2 protein-coding genes are annotated in these 2,353 nt (G+C 71.8%); both read left to right on the plus strand.

What is annotated here, in order from left to right:
• Window positions 1-262: 262 nt before the first annotated feature.
• On the plus strand, window positions 263-1,408 hold the full coding sequence (locus tag AC2VOR_RS15080) for a metal-dependent hydrolase family protein (RefSeq protein ID WP_486964042.1): 1,146 nt from the start codon (window positions 263-265) through the stop codon (window positions 1,406-1,408).
• Window positions 1,401-2,353 (plus strand): adenylate cyclase regulatory domain-containing protein (locus AC2VOR_RS15085; RefSeq protein WP_486964041.1); only part of this gene is annotated, 953 nt, incomplete at its 3' end. The genes AC2VOR_RS15080 and AC2VOR_RS15085, both read left to right, overlap by 8 nt.

Raw genomic sequence — 2,353 nt, forward strand, 5'->3', positions numbered from 1 at the left:
CCCGCCGCCAGCGACAGCGCACTCGGGAACGAGCCCAGGATCACCACCGTGGCACGGTCGTCGGCGACCGGGGGCAATCCGTGCAGAAGTGGCGAGGCCATCGTGGACTGTATCTTTGTCGATAGCAGATCTTTGTCGACAACAGCCGCCTTCGTCGGAAGACCACGCAGTCCGTGAAGTTCGCTCGCCGTGCCATGAGTCCCACACCGGCCCCGCCGTGACCGCGGGGCGGGTGGAACGGCTCGCGATCCGCGCCGGCCGGATGTTCGACGGAAGCCGTTTCCACGACGGCCCGGTGACGGTCGTGGTCGAGGACGGCCTGATCGGTGCCGTCGAGTCGCCGGGCAACGGCTGCCCGCCGGGCACTGCGCTCGTCGATCTGGGCGGGGCGGCCTTGTTGCCTGGGCTCATCGACGCGCATACGCACCTGTGCTGGGACCCCGACGGCGATCCCGAAGACCTGGCCGGTGCGGCCCACGACGCGCTGGTCGACCGGGCGCGACGGCACGCCGCGGCCGCGTTGGGTGCGGGGATCACCACGGTGCGCGACCTCGGTGACCGCGACTTCGCGACCCTGACGCTGCGCGAGGAATACCGGCGGGGCGCGCAGGTGGGACCGGAGCTGCTGGTGTCCGGGCCGCCGCTGACCCGCCGCGGCGGGCATTGCTGGTATCTGGGCGGTGAGGCCGAGGACACCGGGGCGCTCGTCGACGCGGTGCGGGAGCGGGCCGAGCGGGGCATGGACTGGGTGAAGATCATGGCGACCGGCGGTTTCATGACGACGGGAACCGATCCGTGCCGGCCGCAGTACAGCACCGGCGAACTGGCCGCGGTCGTCGACGCCGCGCATCGGGCGGGGTTACCGGTGGCCGCGCACGCGCACGCCACCGCCGGTATCGCGGCCGCGATCGCCGCGGGGGTCGACGGGATCGAGCACTGCACGTTCCTCACCGAGAGCGGTGTCGCCGTCAGTCCGGAGGTCGTCGAGGAGATCGTCGGCCGGGGCGTGTGGTGCGGGATCACGATCGGCCGGGCGCTGCCAGAGATGCCGGAGGACATCAAGGCGCTGATGGAGGGCGTGTGGCGAAACATCCGCCGGCTCATCGATGCCGGTGCGCGCGTGGCCTTCTCGACCGACGCCGGTATCGAGCCCGCCAAAGCCCATGACGTGCTGCCCGATGAACTGGCGGAGCTGGTGCGGCACGGCTTCACCACCACCGAGGCACTGACCGGTGCCACTTCCGCCGCCGCGGACAGTTGCGGGCTGGGGCATCGCAAAGGCCGTATCGCCGCCGGTTACGACGCCGACCTGCTCGCCGTTCCCGCCCGCGTGCAGCAGGACCTCACCGCGCTCCGCGACGTCCAAGCCGTCTGGCGCGCCGGAAGGAGGGCGGCCGGGCGTGGGTGAGGGCATCGACGAGCCGGCCATCGACGACCTGCTCGACGGGCTGGAGGGCACCGCGCGCACCGAGCGGGCGCAGCTGGTGCGATGGCTGCTCGAGCAGGGGATCGGCGCCGACGAGATCCGCACCGCCAACCCCCCGCTGTTGCTGGCCACCCGCCACCTCATCGGCGACGACGGCACCTACGTGTCGGCCCGGGAGATCAGCGAGCGCCACGGCATCGACTTGACGCTGCTGCAGCGCGTCCAGCGCGCCATCGGCCTGGCCCGGGTGGACGACCCCGACGCCGTCGTGCACATGCGCGCCGACGGTGAAGCCGCCGCGACCGCCCAGCGGTTCGTGGAGCTGGGGCTGGATCCCGAGCACGTCGTGCTCGTCGTCCGCGTGCTCGCCGAGGGGCTCTCGCACGCCGCCGAGGTCATGCGCTACAGCGCGCTGGCGGCGATCATGCGTCCCGGGCTCACCGAGGTGGAGATCGCAAAGGCGTCAAAGGATCTGGTGGGGCGGGTCGTCCCAGTGCTCGGCCCCATGATTCAGGAGATGCTGTTCCTTCAGCTGCGCCACATGATGGAGACCGAAGCCGTCAATGCGGGGGAGCGGGCCGCCGGGAAGCCCCTGCCGGGAGCGCGTCCGGTGACCGTCGCGTTCGCCGACCTGGTCGGTTTCACCCGGCTCGGGGAGGTCATCTCGGCCGAAGAGCTGGGCCACCTCGCCAACCGGCTGGCCCATCTCGCGCGCGACGTGGCGGTCCCCCCGGTGCGCTTCGTCAAGTCGATCGGCGACGCGGTGATGTTCGTCTGCCCCGATCCCGTGCCGCTGCTCGATGTCGCCCTGAAGCTCGTCGAGGCCGTCGACACCGACGACGACTTCCCGCGGTTACGCGCGGGGGTGGCGTCCGGGATGGCGGTGAGCCGGGCCGGCGACTGGTTCGGCAGCCCCGTCAACGTGGC

This window comes from Mycobacterium sp. TH-M103 (assembly GCF_057473785.1).

Bases quoted from the DNA above. Each gene is read 5' to 3' on its own strand.
- AC2VOR_RS15080 (WP_486964042.1), top strand. From the start codon at position 263: ATGTTCGACGGAAGCCGTTTCCACGACGGCCCGGTGACGGTCGTGGTC.